General features: G+C 68.8%; 3 protein-coding genes. All 3 read right to left on the minus strand.

The annotated features are described in order from the left end of the window. On the minus strand, positions 1-1,545 hold a 1,545-nt coding region (locus OOT08_RS04795), incomplete at its 3' end, for an ABC-F family ATP-binding cassette domain-containing protein (RefSeq protein WP_325091423.1). 153 nt (positions 1,546-1,698) lie between these two features. Next, positions 1,699-3,075, minus strand: a complete 1,377-nt coding sequence (locus tag OOT08_RS04800; protein ID WP_325091424.1) for an NAD-dependent succinate-semialdehyde dehydrogenase — start codon at positions 3,073-3,075, stop codon at positions 1,699-1,701. Positions 3,076-3,234: 159 nt separating this feature from the next. Further along, positions 3,235-3,969: a hypothetical protein gene (locus OOT08_RS04805; RefSeq protein WP_325091425.1), complete on the minus strand. Its 735-nt coding sequence runs from the start codon at positions 3,967-3,969 to the stop codon at positions 3,235-3,237. Positions 3,970-4,161: the final 192 nt, after the last annotated feature.

Below are 4,161 nucleotides of genomic sequence, written 5' to 3' on the forward strand. Positions count from 1 at the left end.
GCTCCCCGAGGGGGCCGAACCCGTCTGCCCGGCGGCGGCCTGCTCCGCGGCGGACAACCGCAGGTACTCGTCCACGCCGCCCGGCAGGTGCCGGATCGTGCCGCCGAGCACCGCGTACTGCTGATCGGTGACGCGCTCCAACAGGTACCGGTCGTGGCTCACCACGATCAGGGTGCCGGGCCAGGAGTCAAGCAGGTCCTCGATCGCGGCCAGCATGTCGGTGTCCATGTCGTTGCTGGGCTCGTCGAGGATGAGCACGTTCGGCTCGTCCAGCAGAATGAGCAGCAGTTGCAGGCGGCGCTTCTGCCCGCCGGAAAGATCCTTGACCGGGGTGGAGAGCTGGGCGTTCGTGAAGCCCATCCGCTCCAGCAGCTGGCCGGGGCTCATCTCTTTGCCCCCGACCGAGTAGCTCGTGCGCTTGCGCCCGATCACGTCGCTCACGCGCTCGTGCATCACGTCTTCCAACAGCTCGAAGTGCTGGGTCAGCTGAGCGATCTTCACGGTCGTGCCGCGCTTCACGGAGCCCTCCGTCGGCGTCACCTCGCCCGAGATCAGCCCGAGCAGCGTGGACTTGCCCGCGCCGTTCACCCCGAGGATGCCGGTGCGCTCGCCCGGGGCGAGCTTCCAGTTCACGTCGCGCAGCACCCGGTGCTCGCCGTAGCTGACGCCCGCGTCCACGAGGTTCACGACCTCCTTGCCGATCCGGCTCATCGCCATGCTCGACAGCTGAATCTTGTCGCGCACGGGCGGCACGTCCTCGATCAGCTGGTTGGCCGCCTCGATGCGGAACTTCGGCTTCGCGGTCCGGGCGGGGGCGCCTCGGCGCAGCCAGGCCAGCTCCTTCTTCATGAGGTTCTGCCGCTTGGCCTCCGTCACGGACGCCATCCGGTCACGCTCCACGCGCTGGAGCACATAGGCCGCGTAGCCGCCCTCGAAGATGTCGACGATGCCGTCGTGCACCTCCCACGTCATGGTGCTGATCTCGTCGAGGAACCAGCGGTCGTGCGTCACGACGAGCAATCCCCCGGAGTTGCGCGCCCAGCGCTGGTTGAGGTGCTGGGCGAGCCAGTGCACGCCCTCCAGGTCCAGGTGGTTCGTCGGCTCGTCCAGGAAGAGCACGTCCCAGTCGCCCGCGAGCAGCGCGGCGAGCGCGACGCGGCGGCGCTGGCCGCCCGAGAGGTCGCCGATGCGCCCGTGCCAGTCGAGGCCGCCGAGCAGGCCAGAGATGACATCGCGAACGATGCGGTTGCCCGCCCACTCGTACTCGGGGGTGTCCCCGACCACGGCCTCGGCGATGGTGCCGTCGTCGTCCAGGCTGTCCGTCTGCGCGAGCACGCCGACCGTGACCCCGCCCCGGCGCGTCACGCGTCCCTCGTCCGGCTCAATGAGTCCGGAGAGCAGCTTCAGCAGGGTGGACTTCCCGTCGCCGTTGCGGCCGACGACGCCGATCCGATCGCCCTCGTTCACCCCGATCGTGACGTCATCGATGATGACCCGGTTGGGGTAGGACAGGGTGAGCGATTCTCCGCCGAGTAAGTGAGCCACCCGTCTAGCGTAGCGACCCCGGCTGGGCACCGGTTGCACGGCTGCGCTGGCGGGGGCCTCGGCCGGGAGCGGGCGGGCGCCCTCGGGAACGCAAAACGGGGCCGCAGCACGCGGCTGCGACCCCGTTGGGCACGGTCGGGAACCGTGCCCGCACTACTCCGCGACGAAGAAGAGTCGCTTGTTCGCAAACTCCCCGATGCCGAGCGGGCCCATCTCGCGCCCAAAGCCGGAGCGCTTGACGCCGCCGAAGGGCATCTCCGCGGACTCGGCCGCGATCGTGTTCACGTGCGACATGCCGACCTCGAGCTGCTGGGCGATGCGGCGTGCCCGCGCCTCGTCCGTGGAAAACACGGAGCCGCCGAGGCCGAGCGCGCAGTCGTTCGCGAGCTCGATGGCCTCTTCGTCGCTGGACACCCGGTACACCGTGGCGACGGGCCCGAAGATCTCCTGGCCGTAGGAGTCGGAGCCGCGCGGCACCCCCGTGAGCACGGTGGGCGCGTAGTAGGCGCTCGGGGCCTCGGAGAGCTGGCCGCCCGCCTCAACCGTCGCGCCCTCGGCGACCGCCTGCTGGACCTGCGCGTGCACGGTCTCGGCGGCGGCGCGCGAGGACATTGGCACGTACGCGCCCTCGGCGAGGTCCAGCTGGTCGCCGGGCACGAGGCCCGTGGCCAGGCGCTTCAGCTCGGCCACGAACTCGTCGTAGATGTCGTCCATGACGATCATCCGCTTGTTCGAGTTGCAGACCTGCCCCACGTTGTAGACCCGGAAATCCCAGGCTTCCTTCGCGACGGCGGCCACGTCGTCGGAGTCGAGCACGATCATCGCGTCGATGCCGCCGAGCTCGAGCACGCACTTCTTCAGGTGCGCGCCGGCCTGGGCGCCGATGATGCCCCCCGCCCGCTCGGAGCCCGTGAGCGAGACGCCCTGGACACGGGGGTCCGCGATCATCGTCGCGATTTGCTCGTGCGAGGCGAAGACGTTCTGGTACCCGCCGACGGGCACGCCCGCCTCCTCCATGATCTCCTGCACCGTGAGCGCCGAACGACCGCAGATGTCGGCGTGCTTGAGCAGGATCGTGTTGCCGAGCAACAGGTTCGGCGCCGCGAAGCGGGCGACCTGGTAGTACGGGAAGTTCCAGGGCATGACGCCGAGCAGGACGCCCACCGGGAGGTGCTCGATGACGGCCTTGCCCGGGATCGTGCTCGGGATCTCGTAGTCCGTGATCAGGCTGGGCCCGTGCACGGCGTAGTAGTCGATGATTGAGGCCGCGAACTCGACCTCATCGATGGACTCGGCGATGGACTTGCCCATCTCGGTCGCGATGAGGCGGGCGAGTTCTTCCTTGCGCTCCTCGAAGAGCTCCGCGACGCGCTTCACGACGACGGCGCGCTCCTGCACGCTCTTACGTCGCCACTCGCGATACACGGCATCGGCGCTCGCGAGCGCCGTGTCAATCTGTGCGTCAGTCGCGGAATCGAATGATTCGAGAACCTCGCCCGTGGCGGGGTTCTGTACCCGGTACTGAGACATGCTTATCGTTCCTCCAGATCAGGGATGTGGCGTCATCGACACGACGGGCATGCGATGCACCTCCTGAAAAGCTATCAGCATGCCCGCTGTGACCTCCCGGGGTGTTGCCCAGGACCGGACACTCTGTCCGCTTCCCGGGCAACCTCGGATTCCCGGGAGCTACTTGATCCGAACGGTGACGGTGGCCTCCTGGAGTTCGGCATCAATGAGCTGGTCGGCGTCGTCCTTCGCCGAGAAGGTCAGCTTCGCGGTCGGCTCGGTGCCGGGCTCGTAGGCGATACTCGTGGCCTCCGCGATGGACTCCCCCGGGGCGACCGCGTAGATCAGGGTGCCGCTGGCGTGCTTGGCCACCTTGTTCACGTCGTAGCCGCCCTTCTCGATGCCCTGGGCCCGGTACAGCTCGGGGTTCACGACGCCGGGCTGGCCGCCGAGGAACTTCCAGTCCGGCAGCCGCAGGGCGGGGTCCGGGATCGTGTTCAGGTTGAGCGTGTTGTCGCTCCGGTTCGTGTACACGAAGTTCAGGAAGACGACCTCCGTGCCCGCCGGGAGCAGGCTCTCCTTGGTGTCGGGGTCCACCTCACGGCTGTCGGTGTCCGCGGTTCCCGTGCCCACCTGGTAGACGCGGACGTCCCAGGAGTCGGTCTGCGTCTCGCCGATCAGCTCGCCCACGTCCGTGGCTCCGGTGAACCACTCCGGGGCGGGGCCGTTCGCGGCCGCCGCGCTGGGCTCGGGGGATTCGGTCTCGGTCTCCGACGGAGCGGGCTCAGGGGCCTGCGAGGTCTGCTTCGGCGTCGTCGGCTCCGCCGTGGGCTCCGCGGGGGCAGCGCATCCGGCGAGCCCGAGCGAAGCGATCAGAGCGAGGGCGGCCAGTGGGGTCAGGTTCCGTTTCTGCACGGGTTCTCCTCATCATGGTGTGGCTGCGCGCATCCTGCGCGTCAGTGCTCCCCCAGGCAGCGAGACGCGTCGCGCGATGCGGGGGGCACGGCACAGCCTTTCAGAAAGGCTCCGGCCGAGCAATGCCATTCGGCCCCGATCAGGTCACGTCTTGGCACCAATGTCACCCGGGCACACACATCCCGTCCCCGC

Source organism: Leucobacter sp. M11 (assembly GCF_035726885.1).
Taxonomy (GTDB): domain Bacteria; phylum Actinomycetota; class Actinomycetes; order Actinomycetales; family Microbacteriaceae; genus JAPFRB01.

Bases quoted from the DNA above. Each gene is read 5' to 3' on its own strand.
- OOT08_RS04800 (WP_325091424.1), bottom strand. From the start codon at position 3,075: ATGTCTCAGTACCGGGTACAGAACCCCGCCACGGGCGAGGTTCTCGAA.